Genomic DNA, 21,869 nt, shown 5'->3' on the forward strand with positions numbered 1-21,869 from the left:
TGGCTACCAACCCCTGAACTGGAAGTGCAGGATTTTCCGGGTCTTGTAGTTGACGACCAGCTCGTAGGATCCGCGACGGCCGTTGAAGGAGCCCCGCGTGTTCCAGGCGATGGCGTTCCGCGCGCCCCGCGGGTCGCGCATCGGGCGGCCCCGGGTGACGTTGCGCAGGTGGTGGGCCGAGTGCATGTAGGGCCTGCTGTACCTGTGGCCCCACGAGGTGCGGGTGTACGTGTACTTGTGGATCTTACGCCGTACTCGCCAGCCCCGGTATGCCATCTTGGCGCCCCGGTAGATCTTGCCGCAGTACCGGAAACAGGCCATGCCCAGTCGCGCCACGCCGATGACCAGCGGGACCCAGCGGCCGTCGGTGTCGTACTTGTTGACCGGATCCGCGAACGCGTACTCGTAGGCATTGGCGGATCCGCCGCGGACCGGGTCCATCTGGAGGAAGCGGCCCGTGGCCGGGTTGTACAGGCGTACGCCCATCAGGGTGAGGCCGGTGAGGGTCTCGGTGGAGCGCTGCTTGGCGCCGAGCCAGTTGTATCGGGTGGCGGCCTGGCCTGCCCGGGGGTTGCCGTACTCGTCGCTGTCGAGCGCCACCGGGGCCTTGGACGTGTCCAGCGGCAGCTGGAGGGCCACGTCGCCGTGGATGGTGGTGAGCTGGAGGACGGTGTCTCCGGTCTTGCTCGTGGTGGCGGCCAGGTCGCCGGTGGCGGACTCGACCATGCGGGTCAGTTCGCCTGTGGCGGTGTCCTCCACGATCCAGCGGGGGGCGTCGCCGTCACTGTCGTAGTGGTTGGTCTTGGAACCGGTCTGGGTCCAGGTGCTGCCGCTGCCGGTCTCGGTCTTGAAGGAGCGGAAGCGCAGGGCGGCGTCGAGCTGCCAGGTCTGCCGCGTGCCGTTCGCGGTCTGCTGGTGGGCCAGGTCGTTGGCGTAGTAGCCGATCGTTCCGTTGCCCGGCACCGAGGTGGTGCGGCCGAAAGCGTCGTAGGCGTACCCGGCGTCGACGATGCGGTCCGCACTGTCATAGGTGTGGCTGGTGGTGGTGCCTCCGGTGGTGGGGCAGTCCGCTCCGGGCTCGCCGGCCGCCGAGGTGAGCGTCTTGCGGTTGGCGCGCGCGTCGAAGGCGTACGTGCGCTTGGTACAGACCGTGTCGGCGGTGTCCTCGACCGTGATCAGGCGGCCGCCGGCATCGTAGTCGTACTCCTGGGCGGACCACCCGGCGTGGCTGGTGACCTGTCCGTGCACGGACTCGGTGACCGTGTCGGAGTAGACGGACGCACCGTCGCTGTCGCGGGTGTAGCTGCGCTTCAGCGGAGCACCGGTGGGGTCCTCGGTGAGGGTGAGGGTGTAGCCGCCAGGGAGCTTCTCCGTGGCGACGGAGCCGTCGGCGTCGTAGGTGGCCTGGAAGACGCCGGCGACGGAGTCCGTGGTCTTCGTGGCCAGGCCGCGCGGCTCGGCCGCGTGGTCATAGGTGTAGGTGATGGTCGACGGCGCGTTGTCCGTGACCTTCACCTGCCGGTCCAGCAGGTCGTACTCGGTGGTGGTGACACCGCCGTCGGCGTCCGTGTAGGACATCTGGCGGCCGAGCTTGTCGTACGCCTTGGTGATGGTGCCGCCGGTCGGGGAGACCGTCTTGACCACGCGCCCGGTCGCCGGGTCGTACTCGGTCGTCACCTCGGGCACGGCCTGTCCGGTGCCGGTGACGGCGACCTTGGTGGGACGGCCGGCGTTGTCGTGGGTGGTCGTGGTGGTGCGGGTGACGCCGTTCGCGGTCTCGGTGACCTTCGCGGGAGCGCCCCACCAGTTGTACTCGGTGGTGGTGGTCGGCAGCTGCGACGGGTTGCCGCCGCCGCCGGTGATCGCGCCGCCCGGTGCGGTGGAGCAGACCAGGTCGGCCCATTCGGGGCGGCCCTGGCAGGTTCCGGTGCCGGTGGCGGACCAGTAGGTGGTGACGAGCGTGTTCGCGGAGGTCGCGGTTCCCCCGGGGAGGATCAGCGCGGTCTCACGGCCCTGCGAGTCGTACTGCTTGGTGGTGGTCAGCGCCAGCCCGCCGGGGTCGACGATCGTGCTGAGCGGCAGGCCCTTGGCCCAGTCGAATGTGGACTGGGTGACGCGGGTCTCGCCGTGGACGGTGGGGTGCTCGCGCACCTGGGCACCGTTGGTGATCCGGGTGACCTGGTCCTTGACCTTGGCGGTGCCGTCGGTGGGACGGCCCGCGTCGTACTCGTTGACCGTCCAGGACCTGGCGGTGACGGACGTGCCCGCCGCCACCAGGGTGGTGGTGCCCGACTTGAGGTCGGCGGTCAGCTCGATCCGGCGGAGCGGGCCGAACTTCTCCAGCTCGCGGACGCCGCTCTCGTCGTAGACGGACTTGGTCGACAGGAGTTCGGCGCGTTCGGCGCCGGTGAGTTTGCCGATGCCGAGGTCGGCCTGGACGGCCTGGTCGGCGGCGGTGGTGCCAAGAGCGACGGCCCGGTTGGCGGCCGAGAGCTCGCGGACGGTGTTGCCGAAGCGGTCGTACTCCGTGGTGGAGACGTGCCCGCCCGGGGTGACCGTGTTGACGGAGCGCCCCGAGACTCCCATGTACGTGATGTTGGCACGTGCGTAGGAGGCGGCGGTCAGGCCGGCTCCCGAGTGGGAGGCGGGCACGGAGTCGGCCGGGAAGACGGCGGCCGCGTCGGCGGGGGCGTCGAGCTGCCCCCATGCCTTCACGTCCGCCGCGCCCATCTTGTACGGGGCGGTGGTGCCGGTCAGCGGCACGTCGTAGACGATGCTGGTGGCGGCGGTGCCCTGCTCCACGTCCTTGGTGCCCTGCTGGAGGCCGGAGCGGGAGGCCTTGAGGAGCATGCCGGGTCCGGCGGTGGCGGCGTTGCCGGCCTGGCCGTAGGTGAAGGTCCAGGGCAGTTCGCCCGCGGGGGTCAGGCCGGTGACCCGGCCCGCGGAGTCATAGCCGTAGTGCGTGGCGGTGGCGTAGCCGAGCTGCGGGTTCCACGTCTCGCGGAGACGGCCCGCCTCGTCGTACAGGTACGACTGGACCGGCTTGGCCGTCGCCGAGGCGGCGCCGGGCTCGGTGGACCAGAGGCGAATCTCCTTCACCTGGCCGGCGAAGTCGCCGAAGGCTGAGGCGGTGGCGGTGGTGGACGCCCCGTAGACGAACTCCAGCGCGCGGCAGCCCTTGGTGGACGGCGTGGCGGTGCAGGTGGCGGCCGACACGGCCGAGGTGGGGGCGATGATCCGCTTGGGGCGGGCCAGCTTCGCGGTACCCGCGGTCACCGTCTCGGAGACCACGGTGGTCGTGGAGCCGCCGACCCCGTCCTGCAGCGAGGAGGAGACCTGCCAGGTGGTGGCCGCCGCGTCGGGCTTGGTGAACTGCGTGACGGTGCCCTCGGTGTCCGTCAGCGTGAAGGCCCCGGTGACGCTGCCGGTCAGCGTCAGGCCCTCCGCGCCCGGCTCGGCGATCCAGCCGGTCTTCGCCGTGTTCGCGGTGAAGTGCGTCTCCTCGCCTTCGGAATCGACGACCGCGACGGCGGTGTCGGAGGTCCTGCGGAGATGGGAGTAGTCGGACTCGGTCAGCTCGGCGACCGTGCCGGACACCCACTCCTTGCCGAAGATCGCGGCCTGGCCCTCCTGCTTCGCCCCCTTGTCCGGGGTGCGCGAGGACGCCGTGCGGGAGACGGAGAGGTCGAACGCGGAGGCTTCCGTGGCCGACAGGGTGTAATCACCGGTGAGCAGGTTGACCGAGCCGGGGCCGACCTCGTCGGACGCGGCGCCCTGGGCGTTGCGGTCGACGATGACGGTCAGGGGCTGAGTGGCGCCGGCGGCGAGGTTCGGGCCGGTGAAGTCGGCCTTGATCTGGACCGTGCCGTCCGGGTTGACCGTGTCGGTGGTGTTCCACACCAGCGGGGTGTTCTGACCGCCGGTCAGGGGGACGGGCCAGGCGGTCAGCGCGGTGCCGCCGGCGGTGACGTCGCCGGCCGGGATCTTCACCCACGGGTCAGCCTCGGAGCGCCGCCAGGAGAAGGAGACGCTGTTGTACTTGGTGCCGTCCGCCTCGGCGACCAGCGGCAGACGGCGCGCCGTGCGCTCACCCGCGGCGGGCTGGACGAAGCCGCCGGGGCCGGCGTGGAAGGTGTACTCCACGGCCTCGGACTTGTTGTCGGCCTTGTCGACCTGCCGCACCTGAAGGGTGTGGGTGCCGTCCTTCGGCGGGGTGACGGAGACGGCCTTGGCGGCCGTGGAGCCGCCGGTGGCGACCTTGGTCCAGGTCACACCGTCCAGGGACCACTCGAGCCAGTTGTGGTCGGTGCCGTTCGGCGTGACGGTGAACGTGCCCGCCTGGCCCGCGCCCTTGACCCAGGCGTTCGACGGGTAGTCCGTCGAGGTGATGCCGGCCGGGGCGATCGGAGCGGAGGTGTCGACCGTGAAGGTCTTCCACGCCGACCAGCCCAGGTTGTAGTGCGTGCCGTCGTAGGGGCTGCTGCGGAACTGGTACGTCTTGCCGTTGGTCAGCACGCCGGCCGGTACGACGACCGGGGCGGGCTGCCCGGACGGGACGAACGCCGACCGGAGCACGGCGCCGACCTGGGTGTTGGTGGCGGCGTCGTAGATCTGGTACGCGCCCTGGATCTTGTCACCGTTGGGGTCGACGAACGTGTCCCGCAGCGTCGGGGTCGTGGTGTTGACCACGTAGGCGCCGTTGTAGGAGAAGAACGGCGGGCCGGCCTCCTGCTTCGTGCCGGTGCGCGGCCGGTAGTTGTAGGTGACGACCAGCTTGGGCGGGTTGGAGGCGGCGTTGGCGGAGTTGACGCGCTTCCACTGGCCGGTGACGTTCTCGTCGGATGCGCGCAGGCCCATGTGGGACTGGGCGGCCTTGGCCGATGCCCACTCCTGCACCATCGTCGTGACGTCGGCGTTGATCCAGCCGTCGGGCTGCGTGGAGCAGGAGGCGTTGCCCCTGGTCTCCGAGGAGGTGGCCTTCTTCGCGATCCACGCCGGCTGGTTGGGCGCGGCCCAGCGCGAGGAGGTCGACGCGGCCCCGGTGGACCACACCTCCCACGGCTGCGTGGGACACGAAGAGCCCGTGTAGTTGCCGGAGTGGAAGTTCCACAGGCTGAGCTTGGCGTCCATGACCAGCGCGTCGGCGATCGGCGCGGTGTTCCAGGAGATGAAGGAACGCGCCGTGCGGTAGGTGCCGTCGGCGTTCTTCGTACCCGGGTTGCCCAGGTCCAGCTCCACGTCCGTGGACCAGTCGACCGTCGTGCCCTGCTGGACGTAGGTGTCGAAGACGTTCGACAGGGCGGAAGTGGACGGGTCGACCGTCACCGGGTACTTCGTCGCCGGATCGGCCAGGAACTTCGCGTCCGGCGTGAGGACCAGGTCGACGCCGCCCTTGGCCTTGACGACCTTCATGCCGACGTTGACCAGGCGCGTGTGCTTGCCGGAGACGGGGTCGACGGTCGCGTCCCACATCACCGGCGCGGGCATGACCGCGGTCTTCTTGTTCTTCTTGTCCGTGAACAGCACGCTGCCGTCGGCCTGCTGTTCGACCTTCAGGCCCTTGGTCTTCAGAGGCAGGGTGTAGGTGTAGCCGTCCGTCGCGGGCTTCTGCTTGATCTCGACGAACTGCTCGAAGCCCGTACGGGTCGCCTCGACCACCACGTCCGCGCCGGGCACGGCGTTGACGTACTCGGCGCGGGTGCCCTCCAGCTTCGGCGTCGGGAGGCCGCCCTTCCACTGCAGGGTGATCTGCTCATCGCCCTCGCCGAGGGTCACCAGGTCGGTGGCCGGGGCTGCCTGAGCCGCCTTCAGGGAGGGGGCCTTCGCGCCGGACCTGCCCCCGAGCTTCAGGCCCCGGGGGTGGGCCTTGGACTCGACGGAGCCGTCGGACTGGGCGGCCAGCGCGACGTCGACGTCGCGCCACTCGCCGGTCGCGGGGTCGCGGAAGCGGATCGGCCCGCCGGCGATCTCGGACGTGAGCGAACCGTCCTTGTTCACCCACGTCGTCGACGTCTCCGTACGCTCCGACAGTGCCTCAACCCGTTTGCCCGACAGCCGCGCCGCCACTCGCGCCGACGGGATGTCGGCGGCCTGGGTGGCGGTCGGCTTCTCCACCTTGGCGGTGGCCGCCGCCAAGGCCTCGTTCTCCGCCGCCATGGCCGAACTCGCGCCGTCGAGCAGCGTGACGGTCAGGGCCAGGGCGACACTGCCCGCGATGTAGCGCAGGCTCCCCCCGGTCCAAGGCCGGCCGCGCTCCTCGGGCGCAGGTATGTGAACCGTCATATTTCCTCGGTCTCTTACGAACTTTCACACTGTGTACGTGCAGTGCAAAGCAGAAGATAACGAGTCATGAACCGCCCATACCGCTCCCAAGATCAATTAAAAGGACCGCCAAGTTCCAGCTACTCGGGTGATCTACGCCACAACCCTGACGGGCGGGGCCTTGCGGGCTGCGCCCGTGCGGCCCGGGGTTGTCGGACCCGTCGATGCCTGCGCTGTCCCCGATCGGCGGCAGACGAAACCGCTCCGGCGCACGGCACCTGACGACTGCCATCAGGTACCCGACTTCATCAACAGCAAGTGCGTCGCCGTCCGCCGCTCGGACGTCAGGCGGCGCTGAACTCATGGGTTCGGCTGCCAGCGCAGCAGGACGCCACGGGTCAACAGGGATGCCTGGATCGCGCGGAGCCGAATCAGGGCGAGGCGTCCGCTGACTGCGGGGCCGAGGCGTTCGTCGCGCAGGTAGGGCGTTCAGGGTGCCGTACCTGGCCGCCGTGCACGCGGAGGCTTACGCCGCTTACACCGCCCGGGCCGGACGGTTCCTTCCCGGCATCGGCCGGGGAACGGCCTGACCGGCCTGCCGGCTCCTGCTCACGCTCCGCGAGGGACCGTACCGGAGTCCGGGTCAGTTGCCGCGCAGCAGAGGGCCGAAGGTGTCGCGGCCGATCTCTTCGGCCCGTGCCTGGCTGACGATGCCGCCCTTCACCTGCGGGTGCTCCTCGGCCCAGATGCGGGCGGAGGCGTCGCTGGCGAAGAAGTTCAGCGCGTCGCAGCACACCGCGGCCGCCGGTCCTTCGTGCCCACGGCGGCCGACGAACACCACCGCGCCTGCAGGCCGCCACACCGCCGCACCCCCCGTCACAGTGACCGTGACCGGCTCCGCGGTGACCGGATCCACGGAAGAGATCACCACGTCCTGGTCGAGCATCGCCGCGATGCCCAGTGCGTCGATCGCGCACATCGACCACGCCTCGGCGCCGTCGGCGATCCGTACGCGGTGCGGTGTCGCGACCGCCGAGAACGGATAGGCGGCCCGGATCTGCCCGTCTCCGTCGAGGGTCAGGAAGTCCTCACGGTCCAGCTCGGCCAGCACCTCACCGGCCATGCGCCCGGCGGTCGCGGCCGCCGCCTCCAGTACGGCCGGCTCAGGGGCGCTGCCGGTGGCGGCGAAGTGCCGCAGCACGGCCTGATGAACCGCCCGCAGCCCGCCCTCGGCCGGAGCCCGCCGACCCCGACCGCCACGCCCGACCAGGTCCAGGACGTCCGAGTCGCAGCAGTCCTCACCCGTGGCCGCGCACAGGTCCACGCTCCCGCCCGCGAGAGCCTGACGCAGGGCCTGAACGCTCGGCGCCCCGTCGGTGCGGCCGTCCGCGTCTCGGTACAGACGGCACGACACGCTCGGCGCCGCACCACCCGCCACCGCGAACGGGTCGACACCATCGAGCAGCACGGTGGGCGAGCCGGTCATGCCCCAGCGCGCGGCATCCGCCTCCTCCCGCACCTCGACCAGTTCCACGTCCACCGTCCGGCCGTCCAGCGCGGCGGCGATCCGCTCCCGCGCGACCGGCGCGTTCGGACAATCGGGAACCGTCAGTACCGTGATCCGCATTCCTCTGTCCTCCCAGTTCATGGCATCTGCGGCAGACGCTAGACCTTCCAGCGCACTGGAAGGTCAAGACGTAGCCTGGAGGTATGCGTATCGGGGACCTCGCCACCGCCAGCGGACTGACCACCAAGACCATCCGCTTCTACGAGCAGACCGGGCTGCTGCCCGAGCCACCCCGTACAGCGTCCGGGTATCGCGACTACTCCGGCGACGCTGCCAACCGGCTCGCGTTCATCCGCGACGCCCAGGGCGCCGGCCTCACCCTCGCCGAGATCCGCTCCGTCCTCGCCCTGCGCGACAACGGCGAATCCCCCTGCGAACACGTCACCGGCCTGATCAGCCAGCACCTCGTGGACATCGAACAGCGCCTGGCCGAGCTCCGCAAAACCCGCAGCGCACTGCGTGACCTCGCGCAGCGGGCTGCGCAGACCGATCCCGCCGCCTGCGGTGAGGACGGCGTCTGCACCATCCTGTCGCCGCATTGACCACGTCGAAACCGCTACCACTGACACACCACGTGCCGCCGAGCACTGACACTCTCGTGCCGCCCGACAGCGGAGGATGACCTCAGCCTCGGCGGGCTGGATGGGGCCGCGGATGTCGGGGCGGGGGTGCTTCCCTCCGGTGAGGGCGTCGACTCACCGGCTAGGAACCGGGAATCGCTGCTGTGCGCCGGGTCTCCGTGAGGTGCACGTCGATGTACCGGGCGAGGATCAGCGCGTCCGCAGGCTCGTCGGCCTGGAACGTGACACGGCGCAGCAGGGTGACCTCGTCGAGCGTGACACCCTCGCGGGCGAGGACGAAGACGAGGGTGAGGAAGGCAGACCTGGCGTTGCCGTCGTCGAAGGGGTGGAAGAAGCAGACGTCGAGATAGGCGCGGGCGGCGCGGGCTGTGAGGGGAAGGGGCCTCTGTGCGTCTTTCGCGCTCTCGGCCAGGCAGGCATCGAGGCGGGCTCGGGTGTCCGGGCTGATGCCGTAGCGTTCCCGGCCTGCCTTGGCGAAGGCGGGCAGATCGCGGAAGGGCGGCGGCTGCGGTGTGCCCAGGACGTGTTGCTGCCAGTGCTGGAGCAGTTCGAAGCCGAGAGAGGCTCCGCGCGCCGCTTCCGTCCGTACCAGTTCCAGGGCGGCAAGCAGGCCCTTGGCTCGGTCAGGGTCCAGGGCGCCGTCGAATGCGCGGATATCCTCCGCGGCGCCATCGCGCGACGGGGTCACCGGTCCGTCCCCGCCGCCATCCGGCGCTTCCTGCCACGCCACGGTCTCGCGCACCGCGAGCCAGCGCTCCAGGTGGTCCGGCGTGGGCTCGGTGGACCGTTCGCCGTCGGCCGGCCGGAGCGACAGCGCGAACCGTTCCGCGACATCGTCGACCAGCACCGCGTCGGGGCCGGTCCAGCTCTCGAACCGCCCGCCGATCGCCTGGTCGACCAGATCCTCCGCGAGGTCGGGTGCGACGCCCCAGCGGCTGAGGAACCAGGTGAGCACCTGTCGGCAGTGGCCGTACCAGCCGCTGCCGCAGCCAGTACGGTCGGTCACCTGGAGGATCAGGTTCCGGGCGGCGCACTCCCACAGGATCCGCTGGTCGTCCACGTCGGCAAGGGCCAGCGGGTACGCGTCGAACCAGCCGGCGAGGCTCTCCAGCCATGCGCGCCACTCGCACAGGGCCGCCGTGACACGGTCGAGCGTTTCCTCCGGGGTGGTGATCGAGTCCCTTGGGCAGCACCAGTTCCCGACGGGTCCTCCGTCGAAGTCGCCTTCGTCGTGCGACCAGCGCCAGCCCACGGTCCAGCGGCCGTAGTGCTCGGCAAGGGCATACGACATGGCATCCGCCCAGGGCGTGCCCTCCCTCCAGCTCCAGTCACTCATCTCCCGGGCCCCGTAGGGAATGTCGGAGCGGCTGGGCACCTGACGGGCGGGCCCGAGGGACCGCACCACCTGCGGCGCCGACGCGCTGTCGAAGGGATGACGGTCGGGGTCCACATCGTCCCAGGTCAGAAAGCGGGGTGCCAGGTCGACAATCACCGCGCAAGCCTGCGCTTCCACCCGACTCCGGTGCAAACGGATTACCACACGAGAGAGCCCCTTGGACCCGCCGTGTCCACCCACCAACAACGTAGGGCCCACGGACAGAACCCTGCGCCGCGCTGTCATCCACCCTGCGCACGACACCAGCTCCGAGGTGATGCAACGCAGACGCGCCGGCCGGTTGCGCTTCGTACCCTCAGGGAGTTGGCCAGGTGGATCCTGGTGGGGAAGTCGTCGCCGCCCGGCTCGGCGCCGGGGACGACGATCTGTGCTCACGGGGCCTCGTCCTGCTCGGCGAGCTCCTTCCACTCGGCTTGTTCGGCCTTGGAATGGGGCGACGGCGGGGCTCCCGCTGCTGCTCAGGCTCCGCGCCTTGCTGTAGGTGATCCCCGATCGACGGGTTCTCGATCCCCCGGCTCGGTTTCGGTGGCATTCTGCGCCCCATGAGACATGTGCGAAGGGTGGGGGTCGTCGCGGCAGGGGTGGCCTCGGCGGCGTTGATATCGGGGTGTGCAGGGGGCGGTGACGCACCGTCGGCGAAGCCGGCGAGCCCGTCGGCACCGCCGACGACGGCACCGCGGACGCCCAGTCCGTTTCCAACGCGGTTCCCGGCCCGCGGACCACCGGCGCCACAAGCGGCCGGCAGATCCTCATCGGCGACTTCTCCCCGGAGGACTGCGACGACTACCTCGCCCGCCGCCTGGTCCGCGACGGCGAGTCCCTGATCGGTCCGGAACTGCGGGCCGTCATCACCGACCGCTCCCACGGCCTGCCGCTCTACCTCGACCTCGCCGTCATGCGCTTCCTCGAGCTCCGCCGCACTGGACACACCCCGGCCCCGGCCGACTTCGAGGCGGACTTCCCAGCCCTTATCACCCGTACGCTCGCCGACCTCACCGCGGACGAGCGGCACATCCTGCGCTCCGTCAGCCTGTTCGACGCCTTCGACCTCACCCTCGCCACCCGCACGGCCGGGCTCACCCACCAGGCCGCGGCCGCCCGGCTCGTCGAACGGCCCCTCGTCCGCACCGATCCCTTCGCGCTGTGGCCGTACCACCTGCACGCCCTGATCCGCGCGACGCTGCGTACCGCGGACGACGCCACCGACGACCGGTGGACCGACGCCGACTGGCAGGCCGCCGCGGCCCGGGCCCTGGACACGCTCGGCGAGCAGTGGCGGGCGGCGGCAGGACCGGACAGGCGGCTGCTCGTCGGCTGCCTGCGCCAGGGCCTCGCGCTCACCCGCGACCACCGCCTCGACCTCGGCTGGCTCACCGACGCCGCGTACGCGTACACCGACGACTACGTCTGGGAGCCCCTCCCTCTCCCCGACGTCGACGGGCCGGCCACCGCCGCCGACGCGCTCACTGACCTGCTTGCCGCGCTTGCACGCCGCCAACACGAGCACCGCTCCCGGACCGTCGAGCGGCTCACCGACCTCCTCGACACCGGCCAGCTGCCTGCCGAGCTCGCCGAAATGGCCCTGTACTTCCGGGCCAAGGCCCACCGCGACCTCGGCCTCGACATCGCCCACGAGCTGGCCGCGCTGCCCCTGCCCGCCTCCACCTCGGTGCGGTGGACCGGCGACGTGGACGCCGTGCCCGCCCGCTGGCGAGCCCTGGTCACGGCACGCCGCTGACCAGCCCTCATGGTCGAAAAGAGAACGCAGACAATCCACCAGCCGTGTGCTGTTTCCCGCGTGAAACAGCACGATGGCCGGGCTGAAGGCGGCGATCTTCACCGCCCTACCCGCCTCTGCCTCAGCCGCCGCGGCCTTGAGCGTGACCTGCCGGGCCTCTTGCAGCTCACGCTCCAAGGGGCCGACCTGTTCGGCCGCTTCCTCGGCCTTCGCCGCGGCGGCCCTCTGCGCCTGCTTCGCCTCTCCGAGCTCGCGCTCGCGCTGAGCGACCGCGGCGCCAGCCTCCTCCGCCGCCGCACGGGCGCGCTCGAGTTCGCGCAGCCGGTGCTCATCCTCCCGGCCCTCCTTCTTCTTCGGCGCGGACTGCTCGGCCGGGGCAGGGCGAACGGGCGCCGCCTGCGGGGCGACGGCGAAGCGACCGCGGCCTCGGGCACCTTCACCAGCCGGCCCTTCGCCCACAGCTCGGCAACATCCGTGTGGGCAAGCACGCCGTGGAGGGTCTGCTCGATCTCATGCAGCACCGTGTCGCTGACTGGTTGTCCGGCCTTCCGGGCCAGGGCGGCGGCCGTATGATGCGGATCTCGGATTTTCCCCAGGGCTGCTCTTCGTTCCCCAACCGGCTGCTTCGGCAACTGGGGCCTGGGCGGCCCGCCTCGGAGTGGGGGGCCGTGCCGAGCAGCTCGGGGCGATTGCGGCGGTGTTTCGTTCATCCTGGACTCTCGGCTCGCCCTTCCTGTCAGTGGCCAGTTGAAATGCTCCGTGGCCAGTCAGCGGTATCTGACGGGCCAAGGACGGTCACTCTGTGGCGACCGTCGTCTGGTAAGCGGGACGCGTCCGGAGCCAGTACGAGCGAGCTGCGATGATCAGGGCGATGCCGTAGACGGCGAAGGCGACCATCCCGATCCAGCCGACCAGCAGCGCGTCGCCCGAGGAGTGGAAGTCGCCGCGCCGCATCGTCACGACGTCGGCCGTGGCCAGGGCCAAGTATCCGACCCCCACAACGCCGTACGGGGCGAGCGTGGCAGCGCCGAGCAGAGCCGGGGCGAGTGGGAGCCAGCGCGGCACCCGCCGGCCGCGCAGGAACAGCGTCCAGCGCGGGAAGACCTGACCCCACGGGCGGACCAGGCCCCAGAGCAGGAAAACGCCGAGCACGGCCAGCAACGCGGTCGGGTCCAGCCCCCAGGACTCCAGAGTGAGGAAGATCTCCGAGGCGCCGTTGCGCTCCGAGATCGCGAGCATCTCCTCACCGGTGATCCCAGCGAATGTCCCGCCGGACGCCCAGACCAGCTTCATCACCGCGTACGGGACAAAGGCCAGCGTCCCTGCCCAAGCGGCGAGTCGGACGATCGGCGGTGCAGCGGACGGTGCTCGTACGGCACTACCGGTGGACTGGTGGTCGGACCGGGCCGTGGCCGCGAGCAGGACCGCCCCGACGGCCGAGAGGGCCTTGTTCGCAGCGGAGGCCCTGCTGCCCACTCCCTGCCCCAGCATCAACGTGATCACATCCATCAGCAGGCTGAACGCAGTGATCCCGGCCAGGGCGCAGACCACCCAGAGCAGCACCCGCAACGCCGGCCGCAGCCCGTACAGCACCACCGCTCCACTGACCAAAGCTGCCAGCGCACCCACCGCCACGACCACCCAACCCAGCCCGGAGGCCCCCGAGTCAGTGCCGTGGTAAGGCAAGGAGGTCCCGCTCAGCACGCACGCCAGGCCGAAGCCGGCATACAGGACCGCCCACAGCACCGTTGCCTTGGCCACCCAGCGCGGCCATCGCTGCCACCAGTCGCTCCAGAGTGCCTTTATCGTCCGTTCATCACTGGTCATGCTCTGAACGTCGCATCGACTGCGGCGGCGTGGCGTCGGCCGCCGGAACGAGCTCCCTCCCCCAACCGGGTGAGCTCAGCGGTTGCTGGGGTGGGGAATCCCGGTGAGCAGGTCCGTCCCAGCCCCGAGCGCCGGGTGGGGATTCAGCGAGTCCCATCACGACGGGCGAGCACGGTGACGAGCTGGTGCGGCTGCCTGTTCCAGGTCTCGGCACACCGTTTCCCCGACCGCCGCAGGAGATCGCCATGCCCCGGAACAGCCATGCCCGCCGCTCGCTCCTCGCCTCCATCGTGGCCGTCGCCGGCGCCCTGCTCGCGCTCGCCACGACGATGCCGACCCACCTCGGCGAACCGCCCCCGGGCGAACGGGCGTCCGCCGTCCTCCGTCGTCGAGCGGGAAGACGCGGTACGTGAATCCGTGCCGGCGCATACAGTCGCGCAGCAGCAGTTGCTCCACGTCGTGCAGAAGCCGGTCGTCCGCGGTGACCGTCCCCGCGCCTCCGGTGTCCCGGGACGCGCCGAGGACGTCCGGCTCTTCTACGGTGTGGACTGGACCGGCTCCTGGGTCTGCCTCCACCAGGGCCACTCCCTTCCCGATCTCGCCCTCTCCGGCCTGAGGTTCTTCAGCCCCGGCGCGGGCAAGGGCCAGCTCGTCAACGACAACGTCTCCTCGCACGACTGGGTCGACGCCTGCTGACGTCCACCCTCTGTCGGCGCCGGCCCTACGGGACACCCCGTGAGGTCGGCGCTCCGGCGTCCACTTATCTGAACAGCTGTCAGGTACACAAACACACACGACACCGCCACGCCAGGCCCTCAGTTCTCCAACCAGCGGCCCCCACCTCGGCGTTCGAGGCACACTCCCGCCTTCCACCTCGCCGCAGCGGCTTTTGTAAGAAGCGTTGACTAATTATCCGCCCGCTTCTACGTTCAGCCCGTTGCACTTCGTCCGTCATATACGAGACGCGATACACGAGATCTGAGAGGCGTGCCGATCGTGCCCACCCCTTCCTCCCCTCTCGCCCTGCGCCGACTCCTCCACATCACCCTCGGCGCCGGACTGCTCGCCGCGCTGAGCGTGCCCGCCTCCGCCGAGGGGCGTGACCTCAGCCGTGAGACCCTCCCGGCCGGCGACGGGTGGGCCGCGTACGGCAGCGGAACCACCGGGGGTGCCGCCGCCGACAAGGCACACGTCTTCACCGTGCACGACCGCGCCGGACTGGTCCGCGCCCTCGACGGAGGGAGTGCCGTACCGAAGATCATCCGTATCGCCGGCGCGATCGACGCGAACACCGACGACAAGGGAGCACCCCTCACCTGCGACGACTACGCCACCGGTGGCTACGACCTGTCGGCGTACCTGACGGCCTACGACCCCCGGTCCTGGGGCGGCGCCAAGCCCTCCGGCCCTCAGGAGGACGCGCGCCGTGCGTCGGCCGCCCGCCAGGCCGAGCGGGTCGAACTGGCCGTGGGCTCGAACACCACCCTCGTCGGACTCGGCTCGGGCGCCGTCCTCAAGGGCGCGAGCCTGCAGGTGCGGGACGCCGACAACGTCATCATCCGCAACCTGGACCTGCGTGACGCGTACGACTGCTTCCCCGCCTGGCAGCCCAACAGCGGCGGTCTCGGTGACTGGAAGACCGCGTACGACAACCTGTGGCTGCGGGGCGCCACCCATGTGTGGATCGACCACGTCACCGTCTCCGACGCCGGGCATTCCGACGCCGACGAGCCGACGCACTTCGGTCGCAACTACCTGCGCCACGACGGTCTGCTCGACATCACCAACGGATCCGACCTGGTCACCGTGTCCTGGAGCCGATTCGCGGACCACGACAAGGCGATGCTGATCGGCAACAGCGACACCGCGACCGGTGACAGGGGCAAGCTCCGTGTCACCCTCCACCACAACGAGTTCACCTCGGTGGTGCAGCGCGCCCCGCGCGTCCGATTCGGCCAGGTACACCTCTACAACAACCGGTACGTCGTACCGGCCGACGCCCACGACTTCCGCTACGCCCTGGGCGTCTCCACCGAGTCGGCCGTGTACGCGGAGAACAACGCGTTCACGACTCCGGGCCACATCGAGGCCGCCGATCTCGTCAAGAGCTGGAACGGCAGCGCCCTGCACGCGACCGGCACGCTCTTCAACGGATTCCCGGTCGACCTGCTCGCCCTCAACAACAGCTACAACTCCGGCAGCGAGCGCGACCTCACCCCGGACGTCGGCTGGGCGCCGACCCTGCACGGCCCCGTCACCAGCGCCGAACAGGCCGACCGTGACGTGGCGTCCCGCGCGGGCGCCGGAAGAGCGTCCTGACGACGAGCCGCAGAGCCGCCCACCCGCCCCGTCCCGTCCTGTCTTGTCCCGTCCCCCTGACACATCCCCTGTTGGGAGCCGCCATGCACCACGCACACGTCCTCAGCCACAGCCACAGGCGCCTCAGAGCCCGCGCCCTGCTCGCCGCCACTGCCCTGCTCACCGCCCTGGGCACCTCCGCCGTCGGCCACGACGCGCGGGCGGCGGAGGCGGCGGGGGCGGAATCGTCGGCGGAGATGGTGTCCGAGTCGGGCACCACCGCGGACCGCCTGCCGTTCTCCGACACCGCCCACGGCTTCGCCTCACTGGCCGGCGGCACCACCGGAGGCGCCGGCGGGAAGGTCGTCACCGCCACCGACCAGGAGTCGCTCAAGAGGTACGCGTCCGCCGCCGAGCCCTACATCATCCGCGTCAAGGGCAGCATCGAGGTCGACCCCTTCGGCTCGGACATCGACGTGACCTCGAACAAGACCATCGTCGGTGTCGGCACGACCGGCGAGATCGTCCACGGTGAGCTGCACCTCTCCCCCGGCACGCGCAACGTCATCATCCGCAACCTCACCATCCGCGACTCGTACGTCGAGGGCGACTGGGACGGGAAGACGAGCGACTTCGACGCGATCCAGATGGATTCCGTCAGCCATGTGTGGATCGACCACAACCGCCTGACGCACATGGGCGACGGGCTCGTCGACCTGCGCAAGGACAGCGAGTACATCACCGTCTCGTACAACCACTTCGACAACCACAACAAGGCGTTCGGCATCGGCTGGACCAGCAACGTCAAGACACAGGTCACCATCGACCACAACTGGTTCAGCGGCACCAAGCAGCGCAACCCCTCCGCCGACAACTGCGCCTACGCCCACCTCTACAACAACTACGTGTCGTCGCAGGTCGACGACGGCGACCCCGTGTGGTCGTACGGGTCCTGGTCCCGCGGGCGCACCAAGATGGTCATCGAGAACAGCTACTACGACGGTGTCCAGCACCCCCACCAGGCCGACGCCACCGCCGAACTGGTCGAGCGCGGCTCGATCCTCAAGAACACCACCGGCCGGCACGACGAGTGGGGCACCGCCTTCGAACCGCGGGATTTCTACGACTACCGCCTCGACCCGGCCGCGGCCGTCCCCGCGCTGGTGACCCGGTTCTCCGGCCCGCAGAAGAACATCGGCACACGCACGACGCTGAACGTGCCCGGCGCGTACCGGACGGTCCAGGCCGCCGTCGACGCGGTCCCGGCGGGGAACGACGGGCCGATCACCGTGCGCCTCGCCCCGGGAACGTACCGGGAGAAGGTACGCGTCGGGCGTGGCCGCGACCACGTCTCCCTCGTCGGCACCGGCCGGAACCGGTCCGACACGCTCATCGTCTTCGACACCCCGGCGGGGGCTCCCAAGCCCGGCGGCGGCACGCAGGGGTCGTGGGGCAGCGCCACGGTCGTGGTGGAGGGCAATGACTTCACCGCCCGCAACCTCACCTTCGCCAATGACTTCGACGAGGCGGCCGTGGAGATCAACGGCGAACAGGCCCTCGCCGTGAAGACCACCGGCGACCGGCTGGTCTTCGACGACACGGGCTTCCTCGGCAACCAGGACACCCTCATGGTGGACAGCCCCCACCTGACCACGCGCAGCCGCGTGTACATCCGCGACTCGTACCTCGAAGGTGACGTCGACTTCCTCTACGGCCGCGCCACCGCCGTCGTCGACCGCACCGTCATCAGGGCGCTCAGCCGCGGCTCGGACAGCAACAACGGCTACATCACCGCCGCTTCGACGTGGATCGGCAATCCGTACGGGTTCCTGATCACCGACTCGCGGATCGTGAGCGACGCGCCCGCCGGTTCCTTCCACCTCGGCCGGCCCTGGCACCCGGGCGGCGAGCCGAACGCGATCGGACAGGTCCTGATCCGCGACACCGAGCTGCCGGCCGCGATCAAGGCCTCGCCGTGGACCGACATGGGCGGCTTCTCCTGGAAGGACGCCCGCTTCACCGAGTACCGCACCACCGGCCCCGGCGCCCTCAGGACGCCGGACCGCCCCCAGATGAGCGACGCGGACGCCGCGACCCACACCGTCGCCACCTACCTGGCGGGCTCCGACGGCTGGGCCCCACAGCGCATGGCAAGGTAAGTGCCTCGGGCGGTCCACAGGGTCCGCCCTCGTGCACGCAACGCCTCGCCACACAGGCGCATTTCGAGAAAGCCGAGGAACCACCATGCGAGTCAAGGCCTTCGACCACCTGGTGCTCAACGTGACCGACGTCGACAAGGCGCTCGAGTTCTACACCGGCCCCCTCGGCCTCGCGCCCGAGCGTGTCGAGGAGTGGCGGGCGGGCAAGGTGCCGTTCCCGTCCGTGCGCATCGACGAGGGCACCGTCATCGACCTCTTCTCCCGCCCGCGCGGCGAGTCCAATGTCGATCACATCTGCCTGGTCGTGGACCCCCTGGACTGGCAGGAGGTCATCGATTCCGGGACGTTCGACGTCCTGGAGGGCCCCGTCCCGCGCTGGGGCGCGCGGGGCTCGGCGCAGTCGGTCTACGTCAAGGACCCGGACGGCAACACGGTCGAACTGCGCTGGTACCCGCAGGACTCCGAGGGCTGAGCGGCCGGGGCTGTCGAGCGCTCCACGGGGCCGATGGCCGCGTGGGGCGCTCGGTCGTCTCGTCGGCGTATGGACTCCCGGACGAGCTGTGGTTAGGTTAGCCTTACCTCAGTCCAGGGGTTCGTGTGGGTCACCCCTGCCGTGAGCCGCCCCGTCCGACTCGTCCCCCGAGGAGTTACCTTGAGTGCCGCCACCGACACCGCCCTGACCGAGCAGCCCGCCGCGGAGCATGTCCGTTCCGTACTGGCCCGGGCGATCTCCCTGTCGCTCAGCGCGAACGGGCAGGACTACGACCTGATCGGCATGCACTCCGTGGACGGCAGGGGGCGGATCGTGCTCCACCCCCAGGCGGACAGCCCGCTGGCCGTCCAGGTCGCCGCGGCCGAACGAGGCGGCATCGGCGCCGTTCTGGAGTTCACCGACATCGCCCCCACCGCGCTCCGCGACCGTGTGCGAGCGAGGGTGACGATCACCGGCCGAGTCGCTCCGGCGGAGGCGGGGGGCGGCGGCGTGCTGCGCCTCGACCCGACGCGCGTGACGCTGCGGACCACGGCGGGCACGCGGGATGTGGACCTGGACGCGTTCGAGCGCGCCGAACCCGACCCGCTCGCCGTCGAGGAGGCAGCGATGCTGACGCATCTCGCCGACGCCCACGGGGACATGGTGGCGGATCTGGTCGTCCTCGCCGGGTCACGGCTCCCCCTCGGCGTCGTACGCGCCCTGCCCCTCGCCGTGGACCGGCACGGCATCACCCTGCGCTGCGAGTACCACGAAGGCCACTGCGATCTGCGCCTCCTCTTCCCGGCCACGGCCAGGGACGCGGCCGAGGCCGGCGAGCAGGTCCGCCGCCTCCTCACCACGCCCCGCTGCGCACACCACCAGCACCCTTCCCCGCGCCCCTGACAGTCCGGGCCCGGGCCGTCTCGCCCGCCGTGCGTTCGGCCGGGGAGCACCCGTACGGCGGCGCCCCCTCAGGGTGAGGGTGGGGAGCCGTGGCCGACGAGGTGGAGGAAGCGGTCGGACAGGCCGTGCAGCCAGCCGGCCCGCTCCGTGGCGATCTCCTTCAGCCGTGCGGTGTCGCTGCGGGCCACGAGATGGCCCATGTAGCGCTCGTTGAACTGGGCGTACTCCTGGTGCAGGGTGCGCAGCGCCTGGGCCACCGTCCGCTCGTGCGCGCCCACGAGCCGCGCGACCGAGGCGGTGTGCTGTTTCCACCGGCCTTCGACCGCCTGGCGGAGCAGGCCGTCGAGTTCGCCGGCCCGGCCCATGACGGTGCGCAGTTCGTCCGGTTCGAGGCCCAGGGCGTCCGCAAGGAGCAGGGTCTGCCGGTCGGTTCCGGTCCAGCGGTGGTCCTTCTCGGCGCGTACGTAGTCCCGCACGTCCATGCCGATGCGCTGGGCCAGGCGTTCGGCGGTGAACTGCCGGGCCAGGCGGTGTTCGCGCAGGGACCGGGGCCGTAGATCCATGAGGACGGGTACGGGACACCACAGCGCGCTGGCCAGGGCGAAGAGTTCGAGCTCCGACGGCGCCACCGCCCCCGACTCCCAGCGCATCAGGGCCTCCACCGGGCGGTACAGCCCCAACTGGGCCATAGCGGCGACGACTTGTTCGGGAGCGAGGCCGATGCGGAGACGTGCGGCCCGCGCCTGGGCGGGAGAGAACGGGGGGTGGGACACGTGCGGATCACCTCGGTGGGCGGCTCCGCGGAGCGACGGGCTCCGCGGGGCGGAGACGGGTCAGCGGGCCGTGGTGGTCTGCGGCCCCGTCCCGTCGTCGTACGCGGCGAGGCCGTCCCAGTCGATGTCCTCCCGTTTACGGCGGCCCTCGAGCACGTGGAAGAACAGGTTCAGCAGGACGGCCGTCAGCGTGCCGAGGGTGATTCCGCTGCCCAGGACGGCCTTCACCTCGGTGGGCATGCGGTCGAAGAAGGGCGCGACGGCTGTCGGGAGCATCGCGGCTCCCAGACTGACGGCCAGGATGATGGCGTTGCGCTCCTCCCGCAGGTCGACCTTGGCCAGGATCTGGATGCCCACGGTGGCGACCATGCCGAACATCGCGACGGCCGCGGCGCCGAGCACCGGATGGGGAACGGAGGCCACCACGGCGCCGGCCTTCGGCACCAGCCCGAGGAGGATCATGAGGACGCCGGCCGCGACCACGACGAACCGGCTGGTGACGCGGGAGATGCGGACCAGTCCGATGTTCTCGGCGAACGCCACGTACGGGAAGGAGTTGAAGATACCGCCGAGCACGGTGGCGACGCCGTCGGCCCGCAGCGCGCGGCCGACCGTCTCGCCGTCGACCTTCCGGCCGGTGATCTCGCCCATGGCGTACACGTCGCCCGTGGTCTCCACCATGGTGATGAGCATGACGACGACCATCGCCATCATCGGGAAGATCGAGAACTGTGGCAGACCGTAGTGGAAGGGCGTGCTGACGCCGAGCCAGTCGGCCTGGTCGACCGCCCCGAGGTCGACGTCACCGAGCAGCCAGGCGACGAAGGTTCCGCCCACCAGTCCGAGCAGGACCGCGATACTGCGCAGGAACGGACCGCCGAATCGCACCACCACCAGGATGAACAGCAGGGTCCCGCCCGCGTACGCGAGGTGGGCGGGGTCCCCGTAGCCGGGGCCGCCGAGCAGCCCCGCCCCGCCGGCGACGTCCTGGAGCGCCACCGGGATGAGGACGATGCCGATGACCGTCAGGAGGGTGCCGGTCACGATCGGGGGGAAGTACGCGGCCAGGCGCCCGGCGAACGGGGCGAGGAGGAAGACCGCGACCCCGCCGGTGATCACGGCGCCGTACACCACCAGCAGGCCGGCGGTGCCGCCGCCCGCGCCCTGGCCGATGGCGATCATCGGTGAGACGGCCGTGAAGGTCGCGCCCTGGACGAGCGGAAGCCGGGCTCCGATCCGCCAGAAGCCCCACGCCTGGATGATGGTGGCGATCCCTGCGGTGACCAGGTCGGCGTTGATGAGGTAGACGAGCTCCTGCCGTGAGAGGCCGAGGCTGCTGCCCAGGATCACGGGGACGAGCACCGCACCGGCGTAGAACGCCAGGACGTGCTGGAATCCGTACAGCGCGAGGGTGGGGAGCGGGAGGACCTCGTCCACCGGGTGCACGGTGGCGGGGGGTCGTCTGCGCGAGGCCAGTGGTGCCATCTCTGCCTTGCCTTGAGGGTAGGTGAATGAGAGGAAGCGGGGAAACGAGGGGAAACGACGGGAAACACAGGGGTACGAGCGGAACGGGGTGCGCGGGGAGGCGCGACGCCGGAACGTCGGGGCGCCGGAGTATCGGGACGTCGGCGAAGCCCGTACGTCGGGTCGCGCGGAGAGCCTCGAAGGGGGCATCCGGGCGGCCGCGTGGATCAGGCGGCGCACCGGCTGGCGGCACCGGGGTTACCGGTGCGCGGCCAGGCGTCCAGACATGGAGGCGTGAGGGGCCGGGGCGGACGGCCCGGGCCGGAGACAGATCCTTGCGGACGGGCAGGGCATCACGCAAGCCATGAGTCCATGTTTTTTGAAGCAAAACCCCTTAGTAACTTACGAATCGATGGCCCCGACCCACCCA

Annotated in this window: 15 protein-coding genes; 9 read left to right on the forward strand and 6 right to left on the reverse strand. The window is 70.6% G+C overall.

The genetic code is table 11. From position 1 onward, the window contains the following. Positions 1–3: 3 nt before the first annotated feature. The gene (locus tag ACFYV5_RS12025) at positions 4–6,192 is read right to left on the reverse strand and encodes a DNRLRE domain-containing protein (protein WP_389167860.1); all 6,189 of its coding nucleotides are present in this window, start codon (positions 6,190–6,192) and stop codon (positions 4–6) included. 712 nt (positions 6,193–6,904) lie between these two features. Continuing rightward, positions 6,905–7,888, reverse strand: a complete 984-nt coding sequence (merB, locus tag ACFYV5_RS12030; protein ID WP_389167395.1) for an organomercurial lyase — start codon at positions 7,886–7,888, stop codon at positions 6,905–6,907. 83 nt (positions 7,889–7,971) lie between these two features. On the opposite strand from merB, the gene ACFYV5_RS12035 reads away from it, so the two are divergent. Further along, positions 7,972–8,370 carry a heavy metal-responsive transcriptional regulator gene (locus ACFYV5_RS12035; protein WP_389167398.1) on the forward strand — a complete coding sequence of 133 codons (399 nt, stop codon included), beginning with the start codon at positions 7,972–7,974 and terminating at the stop codon, positions 8,368–8,370. 160 nt (positions 8,371–8,530) lie between these two features. Here ACFYV5_RS12035 and ACFYV5_RS12040 read toward each other — a convergent pair whose 3' ends face one another. Further along, positions 8,531–9,901, reverse strand: coding sequence for a Fic family protein (locus ACFYV5_RS12040; protein WP_389167401.1), 1,371 nt, complete (start codon positions 9,899–9,901; stop codon positions 8,531–8,533). A 799-nt stretch (positions 9,902–10,700) separates the two neighbouring features. Here ACFYV5_RS12040 and ACFYV5_RS12045 point away from each other — a divergent pair. Beyond that, complete coding sequence (locus tag ACFYV5_RS12045) at positions 10,701–11,543, forward strand: hypothetical protein (RefSeq protein ID WP_389167404.1); 843 nt, start codon at positions 10,701–10,703, stop codon at positions 11,541–11,543. A gap of 60 nt (positions 11,544–11,603) precedes the next feature. Beyond that, the gene (locus ACFYV5_RS12050; protein WP_389167407.1) at positions 11,604–12,116 is read left to right on the forward strand and encodes a hypothetical protein; all 513 of its coding nucleotides are present in this window, start codon (positions 11,604–11,606) and stop codon (positions 12,114–12,116) included. Between the two features lie 222 nt (positions 12,117–12,338). Here the strand turns inward: ACFYV5_RS12050 and ACFYV5_RS12055 are convergent, their stop codons facing one another. Further along, complete coding sequence (locus tag ACFYV5_RS12055) at positions 12,339–13,370, reverse strand: hypothetical protein (RefSeq protein ID WP_389167410.1); 1,032 nt, start codon at positions 13,368–13,370, stop codon at positions 12,339–12,341. 245 nt (positions 13,371–13,615) lie between these two features. Between ACFYV5_RS12055 and ACFYV5_RS12060 the strand changes: the two genes are divergently transcribed. The 6 genes from ACFYV5_RS12060 (at position 13,616) to ACFYV5_RS12085 (ending at position 19,202) form a co-directional block, all read left to right on the forward strand. Next, complete coding sequence (locus ACFYV5_RS12060; protein ID WP_389167413.1) at positions 13,616–13,783, forward strand: hypothetical protein; 168 nt, start codon at positions 13,616–13,618, stop codon at positions 13,781–13,783. 4 nt (positions 13,784–13,787) lie between these two features. Beyond that, the gene (locus ACFYV5_RS12065; protein ID WP_389167415.1) at positions 13,788–14,066 is read left to right on the forward strand and encodes a hypothetical protein; all 279 of its coding nucleotides are present in this window, start codon (positions 13,788–13,790) and stop codon (positions 14,064–14,066) included. A gap of 327 nt (positions 14,067–14,393) precedes the next feature. Then, positions 14,394–15,689: a polysaccharide lyase family 1 protein gene (locus ACFYV5_RS12070; RefSeq protein WP_389167862.1), complete on the forward strand. Its 1,296-nt coding sequence runs from the start codon at positions 14,394–14,396 to the stop codon at positions 15,687–15,689. Positions 15,690–15,772: 83 nt separating this feature from the next. After that, positions 15,773–17,827, forward strand: coding sequence for a pectinesterase family protein (locus tag ACFYV5_RS12075; protein WP_389167418.1), 2,055 nt, complete (start codon positions 15,773–15,775; stop codon positions 17,825–17,827). Between the two features lie 85 nt (positions 17,828–17,912). Then, positions 17,913–18,299: a VOC family protein gene (locus tag ACFYV5_RS12080; RefSeq protein WP_355110338.1), complete on the forward strand. Its 387-nt coding sequence runs from the start codon at positions 17,913–17,915 to the stop codon at positions 18,297–18,299. 180 nt (positions 18,300–18,479) lie between these two features. Beyond that, a complete protein-coding gene (locus ACFYV5_RS12085; protein ID WP_389167421.1) occupies positions 18,480–19,202 on the forward strand; it encodes a DUF2470 domain-containing protein in 723 nt (240 codons plus the stop codon). A gap of 68 nt (positions 19,203–19,270) precedes the next feature. On the opposite strand, the gene ACFYV5_RS12090 is transcribed toward ACFYV5_RS12085, so the two are convergent. After that, positions 19,271–19,975 carry a helix-turn-helix transcriptional regulator gene (locus ACFYV5_RS12090; protein WP_355110336.1) on the reverse strand — a complete coding sequence of 235 codons (705 nt, stop codon included), beginning with the start codon at positions 19,973–19,975 and terminating at the stop codon, positions 19,271–19,273. 60 nt (positions 19,976–20,035) lie between these two features. Then, the gene (locus ACFYV5_RS12095) at positions 20,036–21,412 is read right to left on the reverse strand and encodes a nucleobase:cation symporter-2 family protein (protein ID WP_389167425.1); all 1,377 of its coding nucleotides are present in this window, start codon (positions 21,410–21,412) and stop codon (positions 20,036–20,038) included. Between the last annotated feature and the right edge of the window lie 457 nt (positions 21,413–21,869).

The sequence above is a fragment of the Streptomyces sp. NPDC003035 genome (assembly GCF_042888285.1).
GTDB lineage: Bacteria > Actinomycetota > Actinomycetes > Streptomycetales > Streptomycetaceae > Streptomyces.